23 protein-coding genes and 1 pseudogene are annotated in these 24,981 nt (G+C 63.9%); 12 read left to right on the plus strand and 12 right to left on the minus strand.

The window, feature by feature from the left end:
* Positions 1-301: 301 nt before the first annotated feature.
* From hutI to hutC, 6 genes are all read right to left on the minus strand, one after another.
* A complete protein-coding gene (gene hutI, locus ACZ2IA_RS20760; RefSeq protein ID WP_470294496.1) occupies positions 302-1,543 on the minus strand; it encodes an imidazolonepropionase in 1,242 nt (413 codons plus the stop codon).
* Positions 1,540-2,127: a HutD/Ves family protein gene (locus ACZ2IA_RS20765; protein WP_470294497.1), complete on the minus strand. Its 588-nt coding sequence runs from the start codon at positions 2,125-2,127 to the stop codon at positions 1,540-1,542. The genes hutI and ACZ2IA_RS20765 overlap by 4 nt, the downstream gene beginning before the upstream one ends.
* Complete coding sequence (gene hutG / locus ACZ2IA_RS20770; RefSeq protein ID WP_470294498.1) at positions 2,128-3,093, minus strand: formimidoylglutamase; 966 nt, start codon at positions 3,091-3,093, stop codon at positions 2,128-2,130.
* Between the two features lie 12 nt (positions 3,094-3,105).
* Positions 3,106-4,656 (minus strand): histidine ammonia-lyase, encoded by a 1,551-nt coding sequence (hutH, locus tag ACZ2IA_RS20775; protein ID WP_470294499.1) that lies wholly within the window; start codon positions 4,654-4,656, stop codon positions 3,106-3,108.
* A gap of 109 nt (positions 4,657-4,765) precedes the next feature.
* The gene (gene hutU / locus ACZ2IA_RS20780; protein WP_470294500.1) at positions 4,766-6,469 is read right to left on the minus strand and encodes a urocanate hydratase; all 1,704 of its coding nucleotides are present in this window, start codon (positions 6,467-6,469) and stop codon (positions 4,766-4,768) included.
* Positions 6,470-7,042: 573 nt separating this feature from the next.
* A complete protein-coding gene (gene hutC / locus ACZ2IA_RS20785; protein ID WP_470294501.1) occupies positions 7,043-7,753 on the minus strand; it encodes a histidine utilization transcriptional repressor HutC in 711 nt (236 codons plus the stop codon).
* A gap of 364 nt (positions 7,754-8,117) precedes the next feature.
* Here hutC and ACZ2IA_RS20790 point away from each other — a divergent pair, with 364 nt between their 5' ends.
* The 5 genes from ACZ2IA_RS20790 to ACZ2IA_RS20810 all read left to right on the plus strand — a co-directional run bounded on the left by ACZ2IA_RS20790 (position 8,118) and on the right by ACZ2IA_RS20810 (position 13,010).
* The gene (locus ACZ2IA_RS20790) at positions 8,118-8,975 is read left to right on the plus strand and encodes a transporter substrate-binding domain-containing protein (RefSeq protein ID WP_470294502.1); all 858 of its coding nucleotides are present in this window, start codon (positions 8,118-8,120) and stop codon (positions 8,973-8,975) included.
* 157 nt (positions 8,976-9,132) lie between these two features.
* Complete coding sequence (locus tag ACZ2IA_RS20795) at positions 9,133-9,849, plus strand: ABC transporter permease (RefSeq protein WP_470294503.1); 717 nt, start codon at positions 9,133-9,135, stop codon at positions 9,847-9,849.
* An 11-nt stretch (positions 9,850-9,860) separates the two neighbouring features.
* Positions 9,861-10,562: an ABC transporter permease gene (locus ACZ2IA_RS20800; protein WP_470294504.1), complete on the plus strand. Its 702-nt coding sequence runs from the start codon at positions 9,861-9,863 to the stop codon at positions 10,560-10,562.
* 24 nt (positions 10,563-10,586) lie between these two features.
* A complete protein-coding gene (locus ACZ2IA_RS20805; RefSeq protein WP_470294505.1) occupies positions 10,587-11,408 on the plus strand; it encodes an ABC transporter ATP-binding protein in 822 nt (273 codons plus the stop codon).
* Between the two features lie 78 nt (positions 11,409-11,486).
* On the plus strand, positions 11,487-13,010 hold the full coding sequence (locus tag ACZ2IA_RS20810) for an HAL/PAL/TAL family ammonia-lyase (RefSeq protein ID WP_470294506.1): 1,524 nt from the start codon (positions 11,487-11,489) through the stop codon (positions 13,008-13,010).
* Positions 13,011-13,231: 221 nt separating this feature from the next.
* Here ACZ2IA_RS20810 and hutH (ACZ2IA_RS20815) read toward each other — a convergent pair whose 3' ends face one another.
* Entirely contained in the window at positions 13,232-14,779 is a 1,548-nt protein-coding gene (gene hutH, locus ACZ2IA_RS20815) for a histidine ammonia-lyase (protein ID WP_470294507.1), read from the minus strand.
* A 142-nt stretch (positions 14,780-14,921) separates the two neighbouring features.
* Here hutH (ACZ2IA_RS20815) and ACZ2IA_RS20820 point away from each other — a divergent pair, with 142 nt between their 5' ends.
* Entirely contained in the window at positions 14,922-15,764 is an 843-nt protein-coding gene (locus tag ACZ2IA_RS20820; RefSeq protein WP_470294508.1) for a LysR substrate-binding domain-containing protein, read from the plus strand.
* A 183-nt stretch (positions 15,765-15,947) separates the two neighbouring features.
* Here ACZ2IA_RS20820 and ACZ2IA_RS20825 read toward each other — a convergent pair whose 3' ends face one another.
* Positions 15,948-16,190 carry an Mpo1-like protein gene (locus ACZ2IA_RS20825; RefSeq protein ID WP_470294523.1) on the minus strand — a complete coding sequence of 81 codons (243 nt, stop codon included), beginning with the start codon at positions 16,188-16,190 and terminating at the stop codon, positions 15,948-15,950.
* 37 nt (positions 16,191-16,227) lie between these two features.
* Between ACZ2IA_RS20825 and ACZ2IA_RS20830 the strand changes: the two are divergent.
* The 5 genes and pseudogenes from ACZ2IA_RS20830 to ACZ2IA_RS20850 all read left to right on the plus strand — a co-directional run.
* Positions 16,228-16,668: pseudogene (locus ACZ2IA_RS20830) on the plus strand (electron transfer flavoprotein subunit alpha/FixB family protein); the annotation flags it as partial.
* A gap of 666 nt (positions 16,669-17,334) precedes the next feature.
* A complete protein-coding gene (locus ACZ2IA_RS20835) occupies positions 17,335-18,105 on the plus strand; it encodes an ABC transporter substrate-binding protein (protein ID WP_470294509.1) in 771 nt (256 codons plus the stop codon).
* A gap of 113 nt (positions 18,106-18,218) precedes the next feature.
* Positions 18,219-18,908, plus strand: coding sequence for an ABC transporter permease (locus tag ACZ2IA_RS20840; RefSeq protein WP_470294510.1), 690 nt, complete (start codon positions 18,219-18,221; stop codon positions 18,906-18,908).
* Complete coding sequence (locus tag ACZ2IA_RS20845; protein WP_470294511.1) at positions 18,905-19,618, plus strand: ABC transporter permease; 714 nt, start codon at positions 18,905-18,907, stop codon at positions 19,616-19,618. Before ACZ2IA_RS20840 ends, ACZ2IA_RS20845 begins: the two co-directional genes overlap by 4 nt.
* A gap of 39 nt (positions 19,619-19,657) precedes the next feature.
* Positions 19,658-20,425, plus strand: a complete 768-nt coding sequence (locus ACZ2IA_RS20850; protein WP_470294512.1) for an ABC transporter ATP-binding protein — start codon at positions 19,658-19,660, stop codon at positions 20,423-20,425.
* A gap of 98 nt (positions 20,426-20,523) precedes the next feature.
* Here the strand turns inward: ACZ2IA_RS20850 and ACZ2IA_RS20855 are convergent, their stop codons facing one another.
* On the minus strand, positions 20,524-21,003 hold the full coding sequence (locus tag ACZ2IA_RS20855; RefSeq protein WP_470294513.1) for an Mpo1 family 2-hydroxy fatty acid dioxygenase: 480 nt from the start codon (positions 21,001-21,003) through the stop codon (positions 20,524-20,526).
* A gap of 116 nt (positions 21,004-21,119) precedes the next feature.
* The gene (locus ACZ2IA_RS20860) at positions 21,120-21,563 is read right to left on the minus strand and encodes a multidrug/biocide efflux PACE transporter (protein ID WP_470294514.1); all 444 of its coding nucleotides are present in this window, start codon (positions 21,561-21,563) and stop codon (positions 21,120-21,122) included.
* 86 nt (positions 21,564-21,649) lie between these two features.
* Between ACZ2IA_RS20860 and ACZ2IA_RS20865 the strand changes: the two genes are divergently transcribed.
* Positions 21,650-22,510: a LysR family transcriptional regulator gene (locus ACZ2IA_RS20865; RefSeq protein ID WP_470294515.1), complete on the plus strand. Its 861-nt coding sequence runs from the start codon at positions 21,650-21,652 to the stop codon at positions 22,508-22,510.
* A 221-nt stretch (positions 22,511-22,731) separates the two neighbouring features.
* Here the strand turns inward: ACZ2IA_RS20865 and ACZ2IA_RS20870 are convergent, their stop codons facing one another.
* Positions 22,732-23,556, minus strand: coding sequence for a hypothetical protein (locus ACZ2IA_RS20870; protein WP_470294516.1), 825 nt, complete (start codon positions 23,554-23,556; stop codon positions 22,732-22,734).
* A gap of 224 nt (positions 23,557-23,780) precedes the next feature.
* Positions 23,781-24,977 carry a DUF1501 domain-containing protein gene (locus ACZ2IA_RS20875; protein WP_470294517.1) on the minus strand — a complete coding sequence of 399 codons (1,197 nt, stop codon included), beginning with the start codon at positions 24,975-24,977 and terminating at the stop codon, positions 23,781-23,783.
* Between the last annotated feature and the right edge of the window lie 4 nt (positions 24,978-24,981).

The raw sequence follows: 24,981 nt of genomic DNA on the forward strand, positions 1-24,981 counted from the left end.
GGGTGGGTTGGGGTTTTGTTTTTTTTTCTTTTTCTTCTCGTCTTCTTTTTTTTTTTTTTTTTCTCCCCCCCCCCGGGCCAGCGCAGTCCGCAAAAAGATCATGAACAGGCTCTTAGTGCAGCCCTTTTCTAATGGGCTTCGCCTCCTGGCCCCAGCCCTAGAGGACGCAGCTGGAAGGTTTCACCGGCACAGGAGGCCAGATTTGCCGGAATCTGCATCTGTCATCTTGTCGGGTGGGTAAAACGTAAAAAGCCCCGCCCGGGGCAAACCCAAGGCGGGGGTCAAAGCAGAAAGGAAAATATCAGCGCGGAGCGCGCGCGACGCCGGCGTTGACCACCTGGCGGCAGGGGTTCAGGCCCAGCGTGTACGCGAGGTCGGCCGGTCGGTCGATGTCCCACAGCGCGAAATCGGCGAGCTTGCCGACTTGCAGCGTGCCGAGCTCGTCGCCAAGCCCCAGCGCCGTCGCGGCGTGGCGGGTGAAACCGGCCAGCGCCTCCTGCGGCGTGAGTCTAAACAGCGTGCACGCCATGTTCATCGTCAACAACGGCGAGGTCAGCGGCGAGGTGCCCGGGTTGCTGTCGGTCGCGAGCGCGATCGACACGCCGGCGTCACGAAGCGCGGCGATCGGCGGCAGCTTGGTCTCGCGCAGGAAGTAGAACGCGCCGGGCAAGAGCACCGCCACCGTGCCGGCCTCGCGCATCGCGGCGATGCCTTTATCTGTCAGGTATTCCAGGTGGTCGGCCGACAGGCCCTTAAAGCCCGCGACCAGCGCAGCGCCGCCCTGGTCGGACAGCTGCTCTGCGTGCAGCTTCACCGGCAGGCCGAGCTCTCGCGCCGCATCGAACAGCCGCGCGGTCTGCTCCGGGCTGAACGCGATCTTCTCGCAGAACGCGTCGACCGCGTCGACCAGGCCCTCGGCCGCCAGCGCCGGCAGCCACTGTTCGGCCAAGGTCGTGACGTAGTCGTCGGCACGGCCGGCGAACTCGGGCGGCAGCGCGTGCGCGCCGAGGAAGCTGGTGCGCACCCGCACCGGCAGGGTTGCGCCGATGCGGCGCGCGATGCTCAGCATCCGGCGCTCGCTGTCCAGCGTCAGGCCGTAGCCGGACTTGATCTCGAGCGTCGTGACGCCTTCGGCCAACATCGCGGCGACGCGCGGCCGGCTCGCGGCGAACAGCTGCTCCTCGTCGGCGGCGCGGGTGGCGCGCACGGTCGACAGGATGCCGCCGCCGCGCTGCGCGATCGCCTCGTACGGCACGCCGTTGAGGCGATCCTCGAACTCGTCGCTGCGGTTGCCGGCGTAGACGATGTGGCTGTGGCAGTCGATCAGCCCCGGGGTCAGCCAGGCGCCGCCGCCGTCGTGCTCGACCAGCGCCTTCGCGCCGGCCGGCAGGTCGGCCTCAAGACCGAGCCAGGCGATGCGGCCGTCCTGCACCGCGATCGCGGCGTCGCGGATCTCGCCGTAGCCGTCGTGTTCGGCCGACGTCGCCAGGTGCACGTTGCGCCACAGCGCGTCCCAACGCGGGCCGGATGAAGAAACGCTCATGCAAGGTCTCCTTGCGGAATCAGGGTGACGATGAACAGCCGGCAATCCGCCTCGGCGCGCAGCGTGACCGTGCCGTCGGCCGGGGCCAGCAGCAGGCTTTCGGCTGCGGCGAGCACTTCGCTGCCGGCGCGAAGTCGGCCGGCGACGCAGTGCACGAAGCGGATCGCATCGCCGTCGCTTGCGAGCGGCAGCGTCTCGCCGGCCGTCAGCGCATGGTGGGCGACGCGCTGCTCGACGCGTCCGCGCCGCGTCATCACGTTGAAGTCTTCGACCGCTTCATCGACTAGCTCGGCGGCGACCGGCGTCTCGCCGGCGAAGCGCCAGACATTGCCGTCGGCGGCCAAGGTGAACGGGGCGAAGCCATCGCCGGTTAAACGCAGCCCGGCGCCGGACAGCAGCGCGAGGCTGCGGTCGATGCCGGGGAAGGAAGAGAACGGCCCGTCAGCTCCGACGCGGGCGCGACTGATGCGCCAGTCGAAGCTATCGAGGCCGGCGTCGGCCGGGAACACCGCGAGCTCGACGGTGACGCCTGCGCCGTTCTTCCACGGCTGTGAACGGTAGTCGGCAGGGCAGAGGCTCTGCATTCAGCCCCCTTGCCGTGCCGCCATCGCCTCGGCGAGACGCGCCACCAGGCGGGCGCCGACCCGGGCGGTGTGCGCGTCGATGTCGAGGCGCGGATTGAGCTCGGCGATGTCCGCCAGGCGCAACTTGCCCGACGCCAGCACCGTGTCGATCAGCGCCTCGACCACCTCCAGCGCCACGCCGTGCGGGGCCGGGGCGCTGACGCCCGGTGCGACCGCGGCCGGCAGCACGTCGAGGCAGATGGTGAGGTACAGGTGATCGACGCCGTCGATGAAGCGTTGCAGCTGCGCACGCGCTTCGGCCAACTTGTCGACGCCCATCTCCTCGTCGCGCCGCCAGCTCACGCCGAGCGCCTCGGCCCGCTCGAACAGCGCGCGGGTGTTGGCGTAGTCGCTGACGCCGAGACAGGCGTAGTGAAACGGCCAGCCGCGCGCGGCGCAGTCCTCGGCGATCTGCCTAAACGGCGTGCCGGAGCTGGCGCGTTCGGCCAACCTCAGATCGAAGTGCGCGTCGAAGTTGATGACGCCGATGCGCGGCACGTCATCGCTCTGGGCCGCCAGGTGGCGGGCGAGCCCGCCGAACGAGCCGTAGGCGATCTCGTGACCGCCGCCGAGCGTGATCGGGAAGGTGCCGCGTGCCAGCAGGCCGGCGAGCCGTTCGGACAGCGCGGCCTGCGCCGGTTCCAGTGCGTCGCCTTCGCAGCGCACGTCGTCGGCGTCCCACAGCGTGCTGACGTGGCGTACCGGCATATTGCCCAGCAGCGCACGCAGCGCCGCCGGGCCTTCGGCCGCACCGATGCGCCCGTGGTTGCGCGCCACGCCGGCGTCGCAGGCGAAGCCGAGCAGCGTGACGCCGCCGAGCGGGCCCGATGCCGGCGTCGCCGCGACGATCTGGTGCCAGCGCCGGCCGAACTCACCTTCCTCGGCGTCGACGCGACCCTGCCAGCCTGCCAGGGCATGTTGACTCATCGTCGCCTCCGCTCAGTCGAACAGTACGCCGAGCAGCTCGCCCTGCGCACCGGCCAGTTCGCCCTGGCGCACCAGTGCGGTGGCCGCATCGATTTCCGGCGCGAACAGGCGGTCGCGGTCGTAGAACGGCACCTTGGAACGCAGCTGCTGGTAGAGCTTGGCCAGGCGCGGCGAGGTGGCGAGTGGCTGGTGGAAGTCGACGCCCTGGGCTGCGGCGAGCAGCTCGATGCCGATGATGGTGGCGGTGTTGTCGGCCATCTCGGCCAGACGACGGCCGGCGAAGGTCGCCATGCTGACGTGGTCTTCCTGGTTGGCCGAAGTCGGCAGGCTGTCGACGCTGGCCGGGTGCGCCAGCGACTTGTTTTCCGACGCCAGCGCGGCGGCGGTGACGTGGGCGATCATGAAGCCGGAGTTCAGGCCCGGTTCCTGCACTAGGAATGGCGGTAGGCCGGACAGGGTCGAGTCGATCAACAGTGCGATGCGACGCTCGGACAGCGCGCCGATCTCGGAGATCGCCAGCGCCAGCGTGTCGGCGGCGAACGCCACCGGCTCGGCGTGGAAGTTGCCGCCGGACAGCACCGCGTCCGGTTCGCCGTTTTCACCCGGGAAGACCAGCGGGTTGTCGGTGACGGCGTTGGCTTCGATCAGCAGGGTGCGTGCGGCCTGACGGATCAGGTCGTGGCAGGCGCCCATCACTTGCGGCTGGCAGCGCAGGCTGTACGGGTCCTGCACGCGGTTGTCGTTTTCCAGGTGCGACTGGCGGATCGCGCTGCCGGTCAAGAGCTCGCGATACACGCCGGCCATGGCGATCTGACCCGCTTGGCCGCGTACGGCGTGGATGCGCGGATCGAACGGTGCATCGCTACCCTTGGCGGCGTCCACCGCCAGTGCACCGGACAGCGTCGCCGCCTTGAACACGCGCTCGGCCATGAACAGGCCGTTCAGCGCCAGTGCGGTCGATACCTGGGTGCCGTTGATCAGCGCCAGGCCTTCCTTGGACGCCAGACGCAGCGGGGTGATGCCGGCCATCTCCAGCGCTTCGCGCGCCGGCATGCGACGGCCGTCGACGTAGGCGTCGCCTTCGCCCATCAGCGTCAGCGTCATGTGCGACAGCGGTGCCAAATCGCCCGAAGCGCCGACCGAGCCCTTGGCCGGGATGTGCGGCAGGATGCCGGCGTTGAACACCGCCAGCAGCGTGTCGACCACCACGGCGCGCACGCCGGAGAAGCCGCGCGCCAGGCTGCCGATCTTCAGCGCCATCACCAGGCGGGTCACCGCCGGGCTCAGCGTCTCGCCCACGCCGACCGAGTGCGACATGATCAGGTTGCGCTGCAACAGTTCGAGCTGTTCGTCAGGGATGCGGGTGAGGGCCAGCTTGCCGAAGCCGGTGTTGATGCCGTAGGCGGCGTCGCCCTTGTCGGCGATGCGGCGGACCACGTCGGCCGAAGCGGCCATCGCCGGGTAGGCCTCGTCGGGCAGGGCGATCGTCGTGGCGCTCAGCCACAGCTGGCGCAGCTCGGCGAGGGTCAGTTGGCCGGGGCGGAGGATCAGGGTCGAGCTCATGTCTATCTCTTTAACTAAATGAACGGGGTGACGGGGTCGCCGTCACGGGTTCGATATCTCGGGGGCCCCGCGTCTGGCGGGGCTGTTATCGGGTCGCGGATCGTGACGCTTACTTAATCATCGGCAGTTTCAGGCCGAAGCGCTTGGCGCAGGCGATCGCCGTTTCGTAGCCGGCGTCGGCGTGGCGCATCACGCCCGAGCCGCAGTCGTTCACCAGCACGCGGGCCAGGCGCTTCTCGGCCTCTTCCGAACCGTCGGCAACGATCACCATGCCGGAGTGCTGGCTGTAGCCCATGCCTACGCCGCCACCGTGGTGCAGCGACACCCAGGTCGCGCCGCCGGCGGTGTTGAGCAGGGCGTTCAGGAGCGGCCAGTCGGACACCGCGTCGGTGCCGTCGCGCATCGCTTCGGTCTCGCGGTTCGGGCTGGCGACCGAGCCGGTGTCGAGGTGGTCGCGGCCGATCACGATCGGCGCCTTCAGCTCACCGTTGCGCACCATTTCGTTGAACGCCAGGCCGGCGAGATGACGCTCGCCGAGGCCGAGCCAGCAGATACGCGCCGGCAGGCCCTGGAAGGCGATGCGTTCGCGCGCCATGTCGAGCCAGCGGTGCACCATCTTGTGCTGCGGGAACAGCTCCTTGATCTTGGCGTCGGTCTTGTAGATGTCCTCCGGGTCGCCGGACAGCGCCACCCAGCGGAACGGGCCGCGGCCTTCGCAGAACTGCGGACGGATATAGGCCGGCACGAAGCCCGGGAAGTCGAAGGCGTTCTTCACGCCCTGGTCGAGCGCGACCTGGCGGATGTTGTTGCCGTAGTCGACGGTCGGGATGCCCATCGACTGGAAGTCGAGCATCGCCTGTACGTGCACCGCGCACGAGCGGGCGGCCTCTTCGGTCAGGCGGGTGTGCTGCGACGGGTCCTGCTGGGCGGCGCGCCATTGTTCCACGGTCCAGCCGGTCGGCAGGTAGCCGTTCACCAGGTCGTGCGCCGAGGTCTGGTCGGTGACCAGGTCCGGCTTGATCGCCCCGGCGCGAGCGCGCTTCACCAGTTCCGGCAGGATGTCGGCGGCGTTGCCGAGCAGGCCGATCGACACGGCTTCCTTGCGTTCGGTGTGGTAGCGCACCAGCTCCAGCGCCTCGTCGATGTCGCGCGCCTGCTTGTCGAGGTAACGGGTGCGCAGGCGGAAGTCGATGCTCGACTGCTGGCATTCGATGTTCAGCGACACCGCGCCGGCCAGCGTCGCGGCCAGCGGCTGCGCGCCGCCCATGCCGCCCAGGCCCGCGGTCAGGATCCAGCGGCCGGCCAGGTCGCCGTTGTAGTGCTGGCGGCCGGCTTCGGCGAAGGTCTCGAAGGTGCCCTGCACGATGCCCTGGCTGCCGATGTAGATCCAGCTACCGGCGGTCATCTGGCCGTACATGAACAGGCCGGCACGATCGAGCTCGTTGAATTTTTCCCAGTTGGCCCACTTCGGCACCAGGTTGGAGTTGGCCAGCAGTACGCGCGGCGCATCCGGGTGGGTCTTGAACACGCCAACCGGCTTGCCCGACTGGATCAGCAGCGATTCGTCGTCGTCCAGGTCTTTGAGCGAGGCGAGGATCTGGTCGAAACACTCCCAGTCGCGCGCGGCACGACCGATGCCGCCGTACACCACCAGGTGCTGCGGGTTCTCGGCCACGTCCGGGTCCAGATTGTTCTGGAGCATCCGGTAAGCGGCTTCGGTCAGCCAGCTCTTGCAGGTGAGTTCGCTACCACGCGGGGCGCGGATTACACGAGTCGGATCGAGGCGAGGATCGATGCGTTGCGGCTGGTTCATGCGGGTCTCCTTCGACACATCAAGGTGTCCGGTGAATAGGGGCATTGCTTGGGTTTCGACAGTCTTGCGACCGATCAAAGCCTGCTCAGTCAACCAGTGCCCGTACTGACTGGGCGGTGTCCGGCAGTGCTGTACAGCCCGAATCGGCTGCGCTGCACGTTGTGAGTATTGATCTATGTCTATACAACGTGAGCAAACTGTATCGCACTGTCTTTGTATATACAAGTGCTATGGCGAAAATTTTTGTCGGGTCCGGGATCGGCGTGTGGCTGCTGGATACAAAGTACTGCGGTGCAGCATGTCAGATCGGTGCTGATGTCATGTTAACTGACTGATAGTTAACTATTTAGTGCATGGTTGGTGGATTGCCGAGAAAACGGGTTTGACACCGATTTCTGGTTGGGCAGGCAGGAGGCCGAGGCGTGAAGAGAGGAGGGGATGCGCAAGTGAAGCCAGGTTTCTGGAATGATAAAGTATATACAACATTGGGGCGGAAGCCTCTGAACGATGTCCGGACGCCCGCGCCGCCCCCTCGTCGGAACGGGCAGGCGCTGGAGCCGCTGGCAAAGAAGCTTAAAAGCCGCCGGAGAACTGGTAGCGCGAGCTGGGGTGCCACAGCGTGACATCGGTGGCGATCTGGTCGTGGGCCCAGGTGCGGCGGTGCAGCACCAGGCAGGGGTCGCCGATGTCCATGCGCAGGCGATGGCGTGCCGTGGCATCAGGCATGCGGGCGGTGATCACGTATTCGGCCCGCTGCAGCGGCGCCTCGTTCGTCATGTACTCGTTCGGGGTGATGGTCCGAAAGTCCTGCTCGAGGTAGTGCGGGTAGAGCTGCGGATTGACGAAACGGTCCTCCAGCTGGATCGGCACCTCATTCTCGAAATGCACGATGCGCGAGTGGAAGGCCTGGGCACCGTCGGGCAGCTCCAGGGCCTCAAGCGCCTTGGTCTCGGTGGAAAGCTCCAGGATCAGCACTTCGCTGCGGTGCTGGCCGCCGCGGCTCTTGATTTCCTCGGCAATGCTTTTGATCTCGACCAGGGTGGACTGGTACTTCTGCGCAGTGACGAAGGTGCCGGCTCCCTGCACCCGGTACAACACCTGGTCGGCGGTCAGTTCGCGCAAGGCGCGATGCACTGTCATGCGCGACACACCGAATTGCTTAAGCAGGTCGTGCTCCGACGGGATCAGGCTGCCCATCGGCCAGGAGCCGCTCTCGATCTGCTTTCGGACGTAGTCCTTGATCTGAACGTAGGCGGGGACCGGCTTTTTCGAGGCGTTGGGCATGGTGTAAGGGCTGACTGAGTGATACCAAACTATAGCACGGCTTTAATTTGTATAGGCAATGATGAGTGTGGCTTGAGTTTCTGTGGCTTTTCTTTCATTGAAGATATTGATTTGTAAGGGTAAATCACGGTTTGAATTTATTGTAGAACAAAGATATTGACACTAGTTGTATAGGCATGCACGATGACCAGCGTGCGGTTGACCCCGATCAAGGGTGGCTGCATCTGGCGCACTAGGAGACGCCAGGGCTCACAAAAAAAGCATCTCTATCCCACCCGTGCTGGTGGGGAGATCGGAGAGGACAGGCCGGCCTCAGATGAGGTCGAGCTTCAAGCGCGTAGCAGCCATTCGGAGAAGAAACGACATGAAGGCATTCACCGTATCCGCAAGAACCCTGGCACTGACCGCCGCCGTGGCCATCTCGACCTTGGCGGCCCACGCCGAAGCAAAAGATTGGCAGAACGTCACCATCGCTCTGGAAGGGGGCTATGAGCCTTGGAACCTGACCAAGCCGGATGGCACGCTCGGTGGCTTTGAACCTGAGCTCGCGCAGAATCTGTGTGCTCGCATGAAGGTGAAGTGCAAGCTGATCACCCAGGACTGGAACGGCATGATGGCCGGCCTCAAGGTCGGCAAGTTCGACGTGATTATGGATGCGCTGTCGGTGACCGAGGAGCGTAAGAAGGAGATCGCCTTCTCCACGCCTTATGCCAGCACTCCGGCGGGGTTCGCGGCACTCAAGACCGGTCCGATGGCCAATCTGGCCGGTACCGGCAAAATGGTGCGCCTGACCGGTAAGGCCGCGACGGACAAGGCGACTGTGGATTCCCTGCGCAAGGCGCTCAAAGGCAAGACCATCGGCATCCAGGCCGCCACCATCTACTCGGGTTTCATCTACAGCAACTTCAAGGACATCGCCACGATCCGCGAGTACAAGAGTGCCGCCGAGCATGATCTGGACCTGAGCTCCGGGCGCATCGATGTGGCGTTCGACGACACCACCTACTTCCTCTCCGCCTTCGCCAAACCCGGCAACAAGACCCTCGCGTTGACCGGCCCGCAATTGACCGGCCCGATCTGGGGCGAGGGCGAGGCACTCGGTCTGCGCAAGAGCGATCCCGAACTGAAAGCCAAATTCGACACGGCCATCAAGGCCGCGCTGGCCGACGGCACCGTCAAGAAGCTCAGCGAAAAGTGGTTCAAGGTGAACGTGGCGCCGTAATGGCGATGTGAAGGCGACGCAACCGCACCCGATGAGGCCGTGCGCCGGTCATCGGGGCGGTTGAACGAATCATGGCCAGGCCTGCCGGGAGGCGGCCTGCGTCATACTCGAGCGAGTCTGCTCCGCGCAGATTCTCTGCTGGAAAGAGGCGATCGTAATGAGCGTATTTGAACTACTCGGTTTTGGCTCAAGCGGTTGGGGGTCGATGCTCCTCATCGCCGCGCTGATGACCCTGGCCGTCACGGTGAGTTCGCTGGCTGTCGGCGCGGTGCTCGGTGGCATCGTTGCCTGGGCCAAGCTGTCGAAGAACCTGCCCGCCCGCATCCTGGGCGATGCCTATACCACCGTGTTTCGCGGTGTTCCCGAGCTGCTGGTGATCTACCTGATCTATTTTGGCGGCTCGACCCTGGCGACAGTCGTCGGCGGCGCCATGGGGGTCGAAGGCTTCGTCGACCTGCCTCCCTTCATCGCCGGTGCCTTTGCCGTCGGCGTCATCTCCGGCTCCTATCAGGCCGAGGTGTATCGCGGCGCCTTCCTGGCCGTGGCCCGTGGCGAGATCGAAGCGGCGCGCTCGATCGGCATGCCCAAGTCGATGCTGTTCCGCCGCATCATCGTGCCGCAGATCCTGCGCTTTGCACTGCCGGGGCTCGGCAACGTCTGGCAGCTGACGCTGAAGGACTCGGCGCTGATCTCGGTCACCGGCTTGGCCGAATTGATGCGTACCAGCCAAGTGGCAGCCGGTTCGACCCACCAGTACTTCCTGTTCTACGTGGTCGGCGGCGCCCTCTATCTCGTCATGACGAGCTTCTCCAACAGAATCTTTGATACGGCGGAAGCACGGGTAGGCAAGAGCTTCCGGCGCGCCATCGGATAAGGACGACGACGATGGATATCTCCTTTCTCACTGACACTATCGGCCAACTGCTTGTGGCCCTGCCTACCACGCTTGGCCTGTTCTCGCTCTCGATCGCGGCGGGCGGCCTGCTGGCCCTGGCGCTGACCAGGATGCGCTTCAGCCGGATTAAGCCGCTGGTGCTGTTTTCCCGAGCTTACGTCTTCGTATTTCGCGGCTCGCCGCTGATGATCCAGATGTTTCTGATCTTCTACGGCGCCGGGCAGTTCGAGGCGGTGCGCGACAGCCTGTTCTGGCCGGTGATGCGCGATCCGTTCTCGTGTGCGGTGATTTCGCTGGCGCTGTGCACCGCGGGTTACACCGCTGAGATCTTCCGCGGCGGGGTGCTGGCCGTACCGGCCCAGCAAATAGAGGCCGGCCGCGCCTGCGGCATGTCGGGGCTGCTGCTGCTGCGCCGGGTGATCGCGCCAATCGCGCTGCGCCAGGCATTGCCGTCGTATTCGACCGAGGTGGTGCTGATGGTGAAGTCGACTGCCCTGGCGAGCCTGGTCACGGTTTGGGAAATCACTGGCGTCGCCCAGCGCATCATCGCCAACAGCTACCGCACGATGGAAGTGTTCATGTGCGCCGCCGCGATCTACCTAGTGCTTAACTTTGTCATCGTGCGCTTGATCGGGCTGCTTGAGTACCGCCTGTCGCCGCATCTGCGCCCCATGCCCAGCACGTCCCTGTGATTCCGAATTCTGAGAGCTGACATCATGAAAACTTTCGATATCCCGGTTGCCACGCCAACCACCGCCGCTCTTGAGGTGAAGAACCTGCGCAAGAGCTTTGGCAACAACACGGTGCTCAAAGGCATTTCGCTGCAGGCGCGCGAGGGCGATGTAATCTCCATTCTCGGCTCCAGCGGCTCGGGCAAGAGCACCTTTCTGCGTTGTATCAACTTGCTGGAGACGCCGGACGAAGGCGAGATCATCGTTGCCGGCGAAACGCTGTCGATGCGCAAGAACCGCCACGGCCAGTTGGAGGCGACCGATCGCCGCCAGGTCGACCGCATCCGCTCCGAGCTCGCGATGGTGTTCCAGAGCTTCAACCTGTTTTCGCACATGACCATCCTGGAAAACCTGATCGAAGGGCCGGTGCATGTGCAAAAGCGGCCGCGCGCTGAGTGCATCGAAGAGGCGGAGGCGCTGCTAGAAAAGGTCGGCATCGCCGACAAGCGCAACCATTATCCCGCGCACCTGTCCGGCGGGCAGCAGCAGCGTGCGGCGATCGCCCGCGCGCTGGCGATGAAGCCGAAGGTGATGTTGTTCGACGAGCCGACCTCGGCGCTCGATCCTGAGCGGGTGGGCGAGGTGCTGAAGGTGATGCGGGCGTTGGCCGAAGAGGGTCGCACCATGCTGGTGGTGACCCACGAGATGGGCTTTGCGCGCAATGTATCGAACCGGGTGGTGTTCATGCACCAGGGGCTGATCGAGGCCGAGGGGACACCTGCCGAACTGTTCCAGCAGACCAAGTCCGAGCGCTTCCGGCAGTTCATCTCCAGCCAGGATCACCACCACGCGCACGCGCCGGCCTAGCTCCACCTAGCTCTCGAGACTGGGGCGGCGTGGGATGCCGCCCACCTCAGGTCCTTTCCCTTGCTTCCGGAGCCCTGCATGCTTGTAACATTGACGCTCGATACCCAAGCCCTGACGTGGCGTGAGCTCGCTCAGATAGCCGACGGCGCACCGCTGGCATTGGACGAGGAGGCATGGGCACGAATCCGTAACGCGCACGCCATCGTCGAGTGCATCGTCGCGCGCGGCGAGCGCGCCTACGGCATCACCACCGGGCTCGGCGCACTGTGTAACGTGGTGCTGGCACCGGATCAACTTGCCAAGCTGTCAAGCAACACGCTGCAAAGTCATGCCTGCGGCGTGGGCGAGCCGATGACGCTGCCGATGACGCGCGCCGTACTGGCCGCGCAGCTGCAAAACTACGCGCACGGTCATTCCGGCGTGGCGCCGCAGGTGGTCGAGGGTCTGCTGGCGATGTTGAACCTGGGTATTACCCCGGTAGTGCCGGCCGGTGGCTCGGTGGGTTATCTCACCCATATGGCGCACGCCGCGCTGCCGCTGATCGGCCTCGGCGAAGCGTGGGTGGACGGCGAACGGTTGCCGGGCGCCGAGGCACTGGCACGGCGCGGCTTGAGCCCGATCACGCTCGGCGCCAAGGACGGCCTGTCGCTGGTCAACGGCACGCCGTGCATGACGGGTGTACTAAGCGTGGCGCTGGCGCGCGCCGAGCGGCTGGCCAAGTGGGCCGACGTGGTGGCGGCGATGAGTTTCGAGGCGCTCAAGGGGCAACTGGCTGCCTTCGACGCCGAGGCGCTGGCAGTCAAGCCCCATCCCGGCGCGCAGCGAGTCGGCGCCAATCTGCGCCGGCTGCTGGCCGGTAGCGCCAACCTCGCCGCGCACCAGGGCATTCGCACCCAGGATGCGCTCAGCATCCGCTCGATTCCGCAGATCCATGGCGGTACCCGCGACCAGCTCACGCACATCGGCCAGCAGGTCGACATCGAGCTCGCCTCGGCTACCGACAACCCGCAGTTGTTCGGTACGCCGGACGACTATCGGGTGATCTCGCAGGCCAACCCGCATGGCCAGTCGCTAGCACTGGCAGCCGACCTGTTGGCCATTTCGCTGGCGGAACTCGCCGGCGTGGCCGAGCGTCGTATCGACCGACTGGTCAATCCGCTGGTCAGCGGCCTGCCGCCGTTCCTGATGGAAAACAGCGGGGTCAACTCCGGCCTGATGATCGTGCAGTACGTCGCCGCCTCGCTGGTGGCGGAGAACAAGGTGCTGGCGCACCCGATGGTGGTCGATAACTTCGTCACGTCCGCCTTGCAAGAGGACCACCTGAGCCTCGCTACCCCGGCCGCGCTGAAGGCGCTGAAGGTGCTCGACAACGTCGAAACCGTGCTGGCGATCGAGTATCTGGTCGCGGCGCAGGCGCTGCATTTCTTCGACGTTGCGGAATTGGGTGGTGGCATCCGCTCCGCGTTGGCGGTGCTGCGTGAGCACATCCCGCCGTATACCGAGGATCGGGTGGTGGCGCCGGACATTGCCGCCACGCTGACTTTGCTGCGTAGTCCAGACGTGCTGTCGCGTATCGAGGCCGAGCTGGGTATGGTTCTTTGAGTTAGCGGGCTGCGCATGAGCCGGTGCAGTAGGGGCTCTGGTTCTTATTAGCCACTCTTCGCTGCGTTTGGATGAAAAATAGGGCCAACCTTGATGGGTTGGCCCTGTTGATTACTGTCAGCGAATAGCCGGTCTGTTTCTGCCTATCGTTTTCAAAAAACGCACAACCATCCTCCTAGCCCGGCAGTGATAACGTTCACCCCGCCAAGGTGCGGTTCCAGTCAATTGCTATGTGCGAGTTGGGTCAGCGCTTCTTCGACGGCTCCCACCACTTCACCTGACCGCACCAGTTCGGTGATGGCCACGATGTCAGGATAGAAATACCGGTCCTCTTCAACGGTGGGTACCACCGCGCGGATCTGGCGATAAACCGCACGAGTGGCGCTGGATGCCTTGGCGGGGTCGTAAAAGTCCAGTGCCTGGCAAGCGGCCATCAGTTCAATGGCCAGTACCGACTCCAGCTTGTGGGAAATCCGGTAGGCCTTGATGGACGCGTTGTAGGCAAAACTGACCGGGTCCTCCTGGTTGCCGCAGGTCGATACCGAGTCCACCGTCGCGGGGTGAGAAAGAATCTTCATCTCGCCCACCAGGCCGGCCGCCGTGTATTGGGGAATCATATAGCCGCTATTCAAGCCAGGGTTCTTTACCAGGAAGCTGGGCAGCCCGCTGAAGTGCGAATTCACCATGCGGTCGGTACGGCGTTCGGAGATCTTGGCCAGGTTGGTCATCGCGATGCAGAGCGTGTCCGCCGCAATGCCAATGTAGCTGCCGTCGAAGTTGGCGCCGGAGAGGGCGATGCCGTCGTCTTCCATCGGGAAAATCACCGGGTTGTCGCCCGATGAACGCAGCTCGTTTTCTACACTGCAACGTGCGTCGTCGATCGCTTTTTTGCTGGCGCCGTGCACCTGGGGAATGGCTCGCAGGCTATAGACATCCTGCAGACGAAAGTCGATGTTCTCTGCGGCAAGCACGCTGTCGCTTAGGAGGCGATTAAGATTCGCCGCCGTGCTGACCTGCTCCTTGTGCGACTTCACCGAGTGATAGCGTGCATCAAAGGCCCGTATCGTGCCTCTGAGCCCTTCCAGTGACAGGGCCGCGGCAATGTCGGCCACCTTGGTGGCTTCGACGGCATTGAACAAGGCAAGCGTCGCAATCGCCGTCACCGAGGTGGTGCCGTTCGTGAGCGCCAGCCCCTCCTTGCACCCCAGCGTCACCGGGCTTAGGCCGGTCTGTTCGAGCGCTTGGCGCCCTGGCATCAGCTGCCCTTTGACCCAGGCTTGTCCTTCTCCAATCAGCACGAGCGCCATATGCGCTTCGGGCGCGAGATAGCCGACCGACCCTTCGCCAGGGGCAAACGGGACGATGTCATGGTTGAGCAGAGAGGCGATCAACTCCAGCAACTCCATGCGGACGCCGGAAAAACCCTGGCCAAGGCTGACCAGTACCATTAGCTGAATCCCGCGCACCAGCTCGCGCTCTAGAGGCTCGCCCACCGAAACCGCATGGGATCTAACAATATTGCGCTGGAGGATTTCGGCCTCATCCGGTGCAATCACCTTGGTGACGTTATCGCCAAAGCCAGTAGTGACGCCATAAATTAGGCGATTTTCAGACAGGAAGCGTTCGATCAATGCGCGTGAGCCGTTGACACGGCGGCGATAGGCTTCTGAAAACGTCACCGTCGCGCCATAGCGCGCCACAGCCACAAATTCTTCGATTGAGATGTCTGTATCACCTAGGGTGACCTGTTTTATGTGTTTCGGATGCATAACATTCCTCACTTGTCCCTTCTAGATCCGGATTGCAGCCCCTTGAAACCAAGCCGCAGACCAAAGCGTAGTCTCATCTTTGATGATTTAAAAATTAAATGTTTAGCTATACTTGAGTGGTTTTTCGAATCACGGGTGATTCATGTTCGATCTCGATCTGTTAAGAAGCTTTGTCTCGGTGGTGGATGCCGGGGGTTTCACCCGTGCCGGCGAGCGGGTCCACCGGACGCAATCCACTGTAAGCCAGCAAATACGCAAGCTGGAGACATCGATAGGGAGGCCCCTGCTGCTGCGCCAACGAGCAGGTAAAAAAGTCACGCTGACCGAGGATGGCGAGCTGTTGCTCGGTTATGCGCGCCGTCTGCTAGCAATCGCCGAGGAGGCACGCGACATGCTGTCGCGTCCGGAGGCCGTCAGCGTTGTTCGGCTGGGTATCCCCGAGGATTTCGCCGCTCGCCGTTTGACCAAGCTGTTGTCGGGCTTCTCCCATGAATATCCGAACGTACGGCTGGATACGATTAGCGGGCTCAGTGTCGAACTCGGTCAGCGCCTGGATGTCGGCGAGTTAGACCTGGTGCTCATCAAGCGGGAGCCTGGCGATGGGCCTTGCCTTGCTTGCTGGCCAGAACCTCTCGTTTGGGTAGCCGGGCCGGATTTACTTGTGGACGCGGAGCAGGTGCAACTGGCCGTGTTTCCACATGGCTGCATTTATCGAGCGCGCGCCATTCATGCACTTGAAACGGAAGGGCGGCGCTGGCGGGTTGCCTACACCAGCCAGAGCCTCAGCGGGGTGCAGGCCGCCGTCTCGTCCGGGCTCGGTGTGAGCATCCTCCCACAGGACGCGGTCTTGGCGGATCATCGGGTCTTGGATAGCACAGACGGTTTCGATGCACCGCCGTTCACGGAACTCGCGCTGATCGCGGCGACGCCCCAGCTGAAGCCGCCGATTCGCCGGCTCGCCGAATACATCGAGGCGGCGTTTTAGCCCGTGCTTTCAAGAGGCTCACTCACCGGCCTCTCCCTGTTTTGATCTCCACCATGCTTCGTGGCATGCGTACGGGGTCAGCGCGACCTCGATCGCGGCCAGCTTGCTAGAACCGCCGAGTCAGAATAGGAAAAAGGCCAACCGCCATGGTTGGCCTTTTCAGTGACAAGCGGCGAGGCTCACTCAGTACCGGATACCCCAGCGCCGGTACAACGGCGCCAGCGTCCACGCCGGGCCGATCAAGAGGAACTGCAGGTCGCGGAAGAACGATGGCTTCCTCCCCTCGATCTGGTGGCCGATGAACTGGCCGACCCATGCGACCGTGAACGCCGCCAGCGACGGCCTCAACAGGTTGGCGCCATGCTTCTCCAGCATGCCTAGCACCACCAGCATCGTAAAGGCCATCACCGCCATGCCGACTGCCATCGACGACGACAGCCGCAAGTAGAATACCAGCCCGAGCAGCACCGCCTTCGCCGCTGCGCCCGCGACGGGGGGCGCAGCGGCGATCGAGGCCGGTGGCGACAGTGGCCTGTCGCGCTTCGTGGCGCGGGAACTGACCGCGACGAGCCGGCCGGAGCTCGGCTCCAGCGAGGCCTTCCAGCTGGTGCTCGAACCGTTGGCGGACAAACTCGGCGCCGCGCTAGGGGCTTCACGCGCCGCGGTCGATGCCGGCTACGCGCCGAACGACTGCCAAGTCGGGCAGACCGGCAAGATCGTCGCGCCGCAGCTCTATATCGCGGTGGGCATCTCCGGCGCGATCCAGCACCTGGCCGGGATGAAGGACTCCAAGGTGATCGTGGCAATCAACAAGGACGAAGAGGCGCCGATCTTCCAGGTGGCCGACTATGGTCTAGTGGGGGACTTGTTCGAGCTGGTGCCGCAACTGGCCGTGCAGCTGTGAGCAATGGGCCGAAGACTACCGTTCCCGGTCATCTTGCGGATGGCCGGGGGCCCTGCTCTGTGGGCGGTAGGCAAAGCCGCCCGACAGCTGGTTCCGAGTGGCGCGAAGCCGGCGATGCGCGCCGCGCGTGACGTATGGGGGGCGAACACATAGAGACGCCCGGCGGTGCCAGGGGTATGAGCTACTCATGTATATACAGGCATATGCCGTATGAATGCAACCAGGTATAAGATTTTTTGTATATACAAGAAGTTTCTTGCATGTCGGCTAGGGATTCCATGATGTCGTAGGCCAACCACAAAGAATGTTCAGCCTGTCGCCTACCGACGAGTTTGCATAACAAACGCTTGTGTCAATGGGTGTTTGTGTACCTAATTTATAGGTATGTGACTGATACTTATTGAAATGTGAGCGTGAGTGCAGTGGGTGTACCACTCCACCTAGAGCCGGTGGCACGAATAGCTTGCTCCGTGCTCTTGCCTATGGGCCGCTGTCCTCAACCCGTCCTTACCCATAAAAAAGCGTTGCAGTCTGTGTTCTTCTACCTTAGTCTTGTCTATACATTTTGTGTCCTATTGTCGGGCGCGAGATGAACCACAAGATGCAATGGCTCGTGAGGTGCCTCAAACGGGGGCCTTGGCCACTAGCACGTCTACGGAGAAACTGATGAAGAAACTTGCCATTTCGGTTGCGATCGCCCTGGCGTCCACCGGTGCATTTGCCAAAGACTGGTCCGTCATCCGCTTTGGTACCGATCCGACCTATCCCCCGTTTGAATCGAAAGCTCCCGATGGCAAGTTGGTCGGCTTCGACATCGACCTTGGCAATGCCATCTGTGCCAAGCTGCATGCCAAGTGCGTCTGGGTGGAAAGCGACTTCGACGGCATGATCCCGGCGCTCAAGGCCAGGAAATTCGACGGTGTGCTCTCGTCCATGAACGTGACCGAGAAGCGCATGCAGCAAATCGCCTTCTCCGACAAGCTGTACAACGCACCAAGCCGTCTGGTGGCGAAGAAGGGTTCCAACCTCCAGCCCACCGCCGAATCGCTTAAGGGCAAGCGCGTCGGCGTGGATCAGGGCACCATCCATGAGGCCTACGCCAAGGCCTATTGGGAGCCCAAGGGCGTGATCGTGGTGGAGTACCAGAACCAGAACCAGGTGTACCAGGATCTCTTGTCCGGCCGTCTGGATGCCACCTTGCAGCACGCAGTGGAGGCCGACTTGGGCTTTCTGAAGACCCAGGGCGGCCACGACTTTGCCTTCGCCGGTCTGGAGCTGAAGGATCCGAAGACCTTGGGTACCGGTTCCGCCATCGGCCTGCGCAAGGAAGATCTCGACCTGAAACAGACGATCAACAAGGCGATCGCCGACATCATCAAGGACGGCACCTACAAGAAGCTCGAGCAGAAGTACTTCTCCTTCGACATGTACAACTGATCGCCAACTGGCCTGACGAGTACCCGGTTAAACCGCGCCATCGATTTCAACAAGAGCGCGGCCGACCAAAATAGCCTGGCTCCCCGGCCACGCTATCGACTAGGAGAATCGCAATGTTTCTGCAAGGCTATGGCCCGTTAATCCTGGACGGGACCCTGTCTACCATCAAGCTGGCCGCCTTATCGCTGCTGGTGTCGGTGCTGCTGGGCCTGATCGGGGCCAGCTCCAAGCTGTCCCAGCATCGTGTGCTGCGCTATGGCGCCACCGCCTACACCACCCTGATACGCAGCGTCCCCGACCTGGTGATCATGATGTTGCTGTTCTACAGCCTGCAGTTGTTGCTCAACCAGGTGACCGATTGGCTGCATTGGGATCAGATCGACATCGACCCGTTCGTGGCCGGGGTCATCACGCTCGGCTTCATCTATGGCGCCTATTTCACCGAAACCTTCCGCGGCGCGTTCCAAGCCGTGCCGCGCGGCCAGATCGAAGCCGCGATGGCTTACGGCATGTCGCCGTGGAAAGTGTTCCGCCGCGTGCTGTTCCCGCAGATGATGCGCTTCGCGCTGCCGGGTATCGGCAACAACTGGCAGGTGATGATCAAGGCGACCGCGCTGGTGTCGATCATCGGTCTGATCGACATCATCAAAGTGACCCAGGACGCCGGCAAGAGCTCGATGCAGCTGTTCTTCTTCAGCATCGTTGGCGCCTTCGTCTACCTGTTCATCACCACCGCCTCGAACTTTGTCCTGCTCTGGCTGGAGCGCCACTATTCGGCGGGCGTTAGAAAGGCACAGCTATGATCGGTATCTTTCAGGACTATTGGCAGGCGTTCTTGTGGAGCGATGGCTACCGGCTGTCCGGCGTGGCCATGACGCTGTGGCTGCTGGCGGCATCGATAGCCGTCGGATTCTGCCTGGCTATTCCGATGTCCGTGGCCCGGGTGTCGGACAACATCTACATCCGCGGCCCGGTGTGGTTCTACACCTATGTGTTTCGCGGCACGCCGCTCTATATCCAGCTCTTGATCTGTTACACCGGCATCTACAGCCTGCAGGTAGTGCGTGATCACGCCTTGCTCGACGCCTTCTTCAGGGAGGGCATCAACTGTACGATCCTGGCGTTCGCGCTGAACACCTGCGCCTACACCACCGAGATCTTCGCCGGGGCGATCCGCTCCATTCCCTACGGCGAGGTCGAGGCGGCGCGTGCCTACGGCATGTCGAACTGGGTGCTCTATCGCCGCATCATCATCCCCTCGGCGCTGCGCCGTGCGCTACCGTACTACAGCAACGAGGTGATCCTGATGCTGCACTCGACCACGCTGGCGTTCACCGCTACCGTGCCGGACATCCTGAAAGTGGCGCGCGACGTGAACTCGGCGACCTACGCGTCGTTCTCGGCCTTTGGCATCGCGGCCATCCTGTACGCCTGCGTCGCCTTTGCGCTGGTGTGGGGCTTCCGCCGCTGCGAAATGCGCTGGCTGGCCTTCCTGAAACCTCAAGGACATTGAGTCAGCGGTTTCAACTGGCTACATCGGAGAATAGAGAAAATGTACAAGCTGTCTGTAGACGATCTGCACAAGAAATACGGTGACCACGAGGTGCTCAAGGGCGTATCGCTGAAGGCCAAGGCCGGCGATGTGATCAGCATCATCGGTTCCTCTGGCTCGGGCAAGAGCACCTTCCTGCGCTGCATCAACTTCCTCGAGCAGCCGTGCGCCGGGCGCATCACGGTGAATGCCGAGGAAATCCGCACCGCCAAAGACAAGAAGGGCGCGCTGCGCGTCGCCGACCCGAAGCAGCTGCAGAGCATGCGCACCAAGCTGGCTATGGTGTTCCAGCACTTCAATCTGTGGGCGCACATGACGGTGCTGGAGAACATCATCGAGTCGCCGATGCACGTGCTCGGCATCTCGAAAGACGAGGCGGTGGCGCGCGCGCGCAAATACCTCGCCAAGGTCGGCCTGCCCGAGAGTGTCGAAACGAAGTACCCGTCGCACCTGTCCGGCGGCCAGCAGCAGCGCGTGGCGATCGCCCGGGCTCTCGCGATGGAGCCGGAGGTGATGCTGTTCGACGAGCCGACCTCGGCGCTCGACCCGGAGCTGGTCGGCGAGGTGCTGAAGGTGATGCAGGCCTTGGCCGAAGAAGGCCGCACCATGGTGGTGGTGACGCACGAGATGGGCTTCGCCCGCAATGTCTCGAATCACGTGGTCTTCTTGCATCAGGGGAGGATCGAGGAGGAGGGGCACCCGCAGGACGTCCTGGTCAACCCGAAGAGCGAACGCCTGGCCCAGTTCCTTTCCGGTCGCTTGAAGTAGCTGTCAAACTCGACCCGATGACAGAAGGTCGGACGACGACCGACATGATCAAGGCCAACCGCAATGGTTGGCCTTGATGGCATCATGGTCGCTGCGTATCAGTACGAGATTCCCAGCCGCCGGTACAACGGCGCCAGCGTCCACGCCGGGCCGATCAAGAGGAACTGCAGGTCGCGGAAGAACGATGGCTTCCTCCCCTCGATCTGGTGGCCGATGAACTGGCCGACCCACGCGACTGTGAACGCCGCCAGCGACGGCCTCAACAGGTTGGCGCCATGCTTCTCCAGCATGCCTAGCACCACCAGCATCGCAAAGGTCATCACCGCCATGCCGACCGCCATCGACGACGACAGCCGCAAGTAGAACACCAGCCCGAGCAGCACCGTCAGCGTCGCGAGGTTCACGTAGCCGACGCCGTTGAACGTCAATAGCGTGCGTAACTCGGCCGGCAGCGGCACGCACCACAACAGCCCAAGCAGGGTGAACACGATTACCGGTACGCAGACCTTGTGGATCAGGACATTGACCGGGTGCTGGTGGCTATCGCCATACAGCATCAGCCATTCGCGCAGAGTCATCGCTGGCCTCCTTTCCCCGGTTCATTTTGGATACTAGCCGGCCGGTTTTGGCCACCGCAAGCACCCGTTCGACCAACGGTGAGCTTGGCCGAAGCGAGCCGACGAAACGGGCTAAATCAGGCATCAACGGCGAGCGGGCGGCGGGCCAGCCAGCGCTCTCGCAGCGTATCGTAAGTCCAGTTGAACACCACCGTGTACGGCAGGAAGAACAACAGGATGCCGAGGTCGAGCAGCAGCGCCTCGATCAGGCTGACACCCAGCCACCAGGCGGCCAGTGGCACCACCGCGCAGATCAGTCCCAGCTCGAACAGCGCCGCGTGGACTATCCGTATCGGCAGGCTGCGGGCAAAGCCCAGCCGGTTCTGCAGCCGGTCGAACAGGCTGTTGAACAGCATGTTCCAGAGCATCGCGAGCAACGAGACCATCAGCGTCAGGATGCCCAAATGGCCCAGCGACACGCCGAGCAGCCAGGAGAACAGCGGCGCGCAGATCGCCATCGCCAACAGCTCGAACGCCATGGCGTGAAAGATCCTCTCCTTCAGCGATTTGTGATGGGTCATGACAGCTCTCCTGCTAGTGGATGTTGGCCTGTATTTTCATCGGTATTTCAGATAGGGTGAAAATAGTTAGCATCGGAAAAACCGATATGAATTTCTCCCCCGAATCGTTGCAGGCGTTCGCCGAGGCGGCCGCGCAGGGCTCGTTCAGCGCCGCGGCACGCAAGCTCGGCAAGAGCCAGTCCACCGTCAGCGAGGCGATCGCCAACCTGGAAATCGACCTGGGGCTCGCGCTGTTCGACCGCCGCGCCCGCCAGCCGGTGCTGACCGACGCGGGCAGGGCCTTGCTCGGCCGGGTCGACGAGGTGCTGGCCGCGCACGACCGGCTCGGCCGCTCGGCCAGCCAGTTGCTCGCCGGCATGGAGCCGCGCCTCACCGTGGTGGTGTCCGATACCTACCAGTCGGTGCAGTACGAGGCGACGCTGATCGAACTCGACCGGCGCTACCCCGAGCTGGAGTTCGAATGCCTGGTCGCCGAGCACGGCGACGTGTTGGCGCTGGTGCAGCAGGGCCGGGCGCAGCTCGGCCTGATGGCGGCGCAGCCGGCCTATCCGCCCGACATCGGTGCGGCGACCGTGGCCGAGCGCGCTGAGATCGGCCTGTACGTCGCCCGGCACCACCCGCTCGCGCGGCTGGCGGCGCCGGGCCGCGACGAGTTGGCCGGCCACCGCGCGCTGCGCCTCAATACTTACCTCGACGACGGCGCGAAGCCGGAAGGTGGTCGCTGCTGGTCGGCGCCGAGCTATCTGCTGTTGATGGAAATGGCGGTGTTCGGCTTCGGCTGGGCCGAGCTGCCGCGCTGGCTGGTCGAACGGTTCGCGGTGGGCCGGCTCACCGAGCTGGCGGTGCCGGGTTGGCCGAAGAGCCTGCCGGTCGACGTGGTGTGGTCGCGCAACCATCGGCTGGGGCCGGCCGGCGGCTGGCTGCAGCAGCGTTTGCTGCAGGCATGACAAAGGCGGGGAAGGCTCCCCGCCTTGTGGACTGGTATAGAGGTCGCTTAGAACCTGTTCAGAATCTGTCGCGAGCGGGCCTCAGCGGGGTGAAGAGCAGCGCAGAAACCGGAATGGACGTGGTGTCCTGAGGATTTCCGATCGCTGAGCGAATCAATAGATTCGCACGCCGAGCGCATGAGCCCTGATCAGGGCCGCGCAGCAAGATCATGAACAGGTTCTTACCAGATCGCCCAGAACAGCACCGACACCAGCGCGGTGATCAGCACGCCGGACAGGATCTGGTTGACGCTGCGTTCGCGCTGCAATTGGCGCAGCAGGCTGGCACGACCCGAGTCCAGGTTGGCCAACTGGCCTTCCAGCTCGTGGCGGTGAGCTTCTTGGCGCGAGATGCTCTCGAGCAGCGCCGCACCGCTGATCTCGCTGGCGGCGTCCTGGTCGACCATGCCGATCAGCCGGTGCACCTTGTCCTTGCTGTAGCGGCCGGTGCGCTGTTCCGGGTCCAGCCACTCGAAGTCGAAGCCTTGTGCGGCGAAGAACGCCTGGCGGGTGAGCTTTTCCTGCTCGCTCAGGCTGCCCGGCAGCGCGAACGCGCCCGGTGCGACGGCGAAGTCGGGATAGTGCGCCTTGGCCCAGACGATCAGTTGGACGAGCAGGTAGGTGGCGAGCTCGCCGCGCTCGAACGGCGGCTCGACGACGATGCCGGTGGACGGGCCGAAGCTGACCGTCTTGCTCGGAAAGTCGACCTTGATCCACGCGCAGTGCTCGCTCGCCGAATAGTCGTGGCTGACGTTGTCGAGCGGCTGCCAGCTGCTGCCGTCGACCAGCCGGGCGACGCCGCGAAACTGCACGCTCAGATATTCGCTCTGTTCGGTGCGCACATGGCTCTTGCGCACCAGGCCGTACAAGGGGCCGGCGTCGTCCTGCAGCATCAGCACCGTTTCGCTGACCGGCATCGCGCGGCTGGCGAGCGATTTGTCGCTCTCCGGCGGCGGCAGCCGCAGGTTGGCGTGACTCGGGGGGATTGGGGGGCTTAGAGTTTCCATGTGCTTATCATAATCAGGCCGGTAAGCCATCGCAGCGACGCGCCGATAATGGCCAATGCCCTATTATCGGGCGCAACAGCGGAAAACATGACGACTAATTCTGCGGGCGCGTCGAAATACTCGCGTTGTAGCTAAACCTCGAGCGTAGCAAGACGATTCGACCAAGCAGGGGGAGCCCACTTGGCCGAGGCCGTTTCTGGCCGTGGTTCGGCCAGCGGTGACGCTCAGACGCGTAACAGCGGCAGCGGACTGAACCGGCCACCGAGCGTCGCCGCCGCGTCCTGCCCCCACCACGGCCCGAGCGCGGTCGCGTACAGCTCGCGAAAGTCGACGCCGTAGTCGAGGTTGCCGTCACTGATGCCGGCAAGCTGAGGCGCCTTGCCGTAGAAGCCGCCTTTCACCGCGCCGCCGGCGACGAAATGCACGTTGGCCGTACCGTGGTCGGTGCCGTTGTTGCCGTTCTGGCGCGGCCGACGGCCGAACTCGGCGTAGCTCATCACCAGCGTGTCCTGCCAGCGCCCCTGCGCCTGCAAGGACGAGCGCAGGCTCGCCAGGCCTTCGGCCAACTCCTTCAGCAGCCGACCCTGGGTCGCCAGTTGGCCGCCGTGGGTGTCGAAGCCGGTCAGCGTCAGCCGCGCCACCGCGACCTGCGAGCCGCGCGCCAGGGTGTCGGTCAGCGTCTTTACCGCCTTGCCGAACGCGCCCGGCGGCGGCGGGATCTTGCCCTGTGCCTCGGCGCTGTTCGGGTCGCGCTTCGCCGCCATGCCGCTGCCCGTCAGCCCCTCGGCCGCGTGGCGGATGTCGCCCTCGACCTTGAGGATGTGCGCCAAGGCGCCCGGCGCGGCGCCACTACCGACGTCGGATGCGAGCTTCGCCTCGCGCGCGAACGCGGCCGGGTCGTTCAACACCACCACCCGCGCTCCGCCCTCGAACGGGCCGAGCGTCTGGCTGCCCAGCACCACGCCGTCGGCGGCGTACTGCGACGGCAGCGGCGCGCGGCGGAACTGCCGGCTCAGCCAGCCGGTTTGCAGCACCTGCTCGCTCGCCGATGCGGTGTCCCAGATCTCGATCGAACGAAAGTGCGACAGGTTCGGCTCGTGGTAGCCGACCCCCTCGACGATCGCCAACTCGCCGTCCTGCCACAGCGGCATCAGCGCCGCGAGCGACGGGTGGAAGGCCGCCCGTTCGGACAACACCAGCACCTGGTCGCGCGGTATGGCCAATGACGGCCGCAGCCGCGCGTAGTCGGGCGAGGCATAGGGGATCACCGTGTTGAGGCCGTCGTTGCCGCCCTTGAGCTCGACCAGCACCAAGAGCCGACCGTAGCGCACCGGGTCGGCCGAATAGGCGAGCGTCAGCTCCGGCAGTACCGCCAGCGTCAGGCCGGCGCCGAGTGCCTGCAGGAATTCGCGTCGTTGCATTTCT

The organism is Crenobacter sp. CS_VA4 (assembly GCF_055597485.1).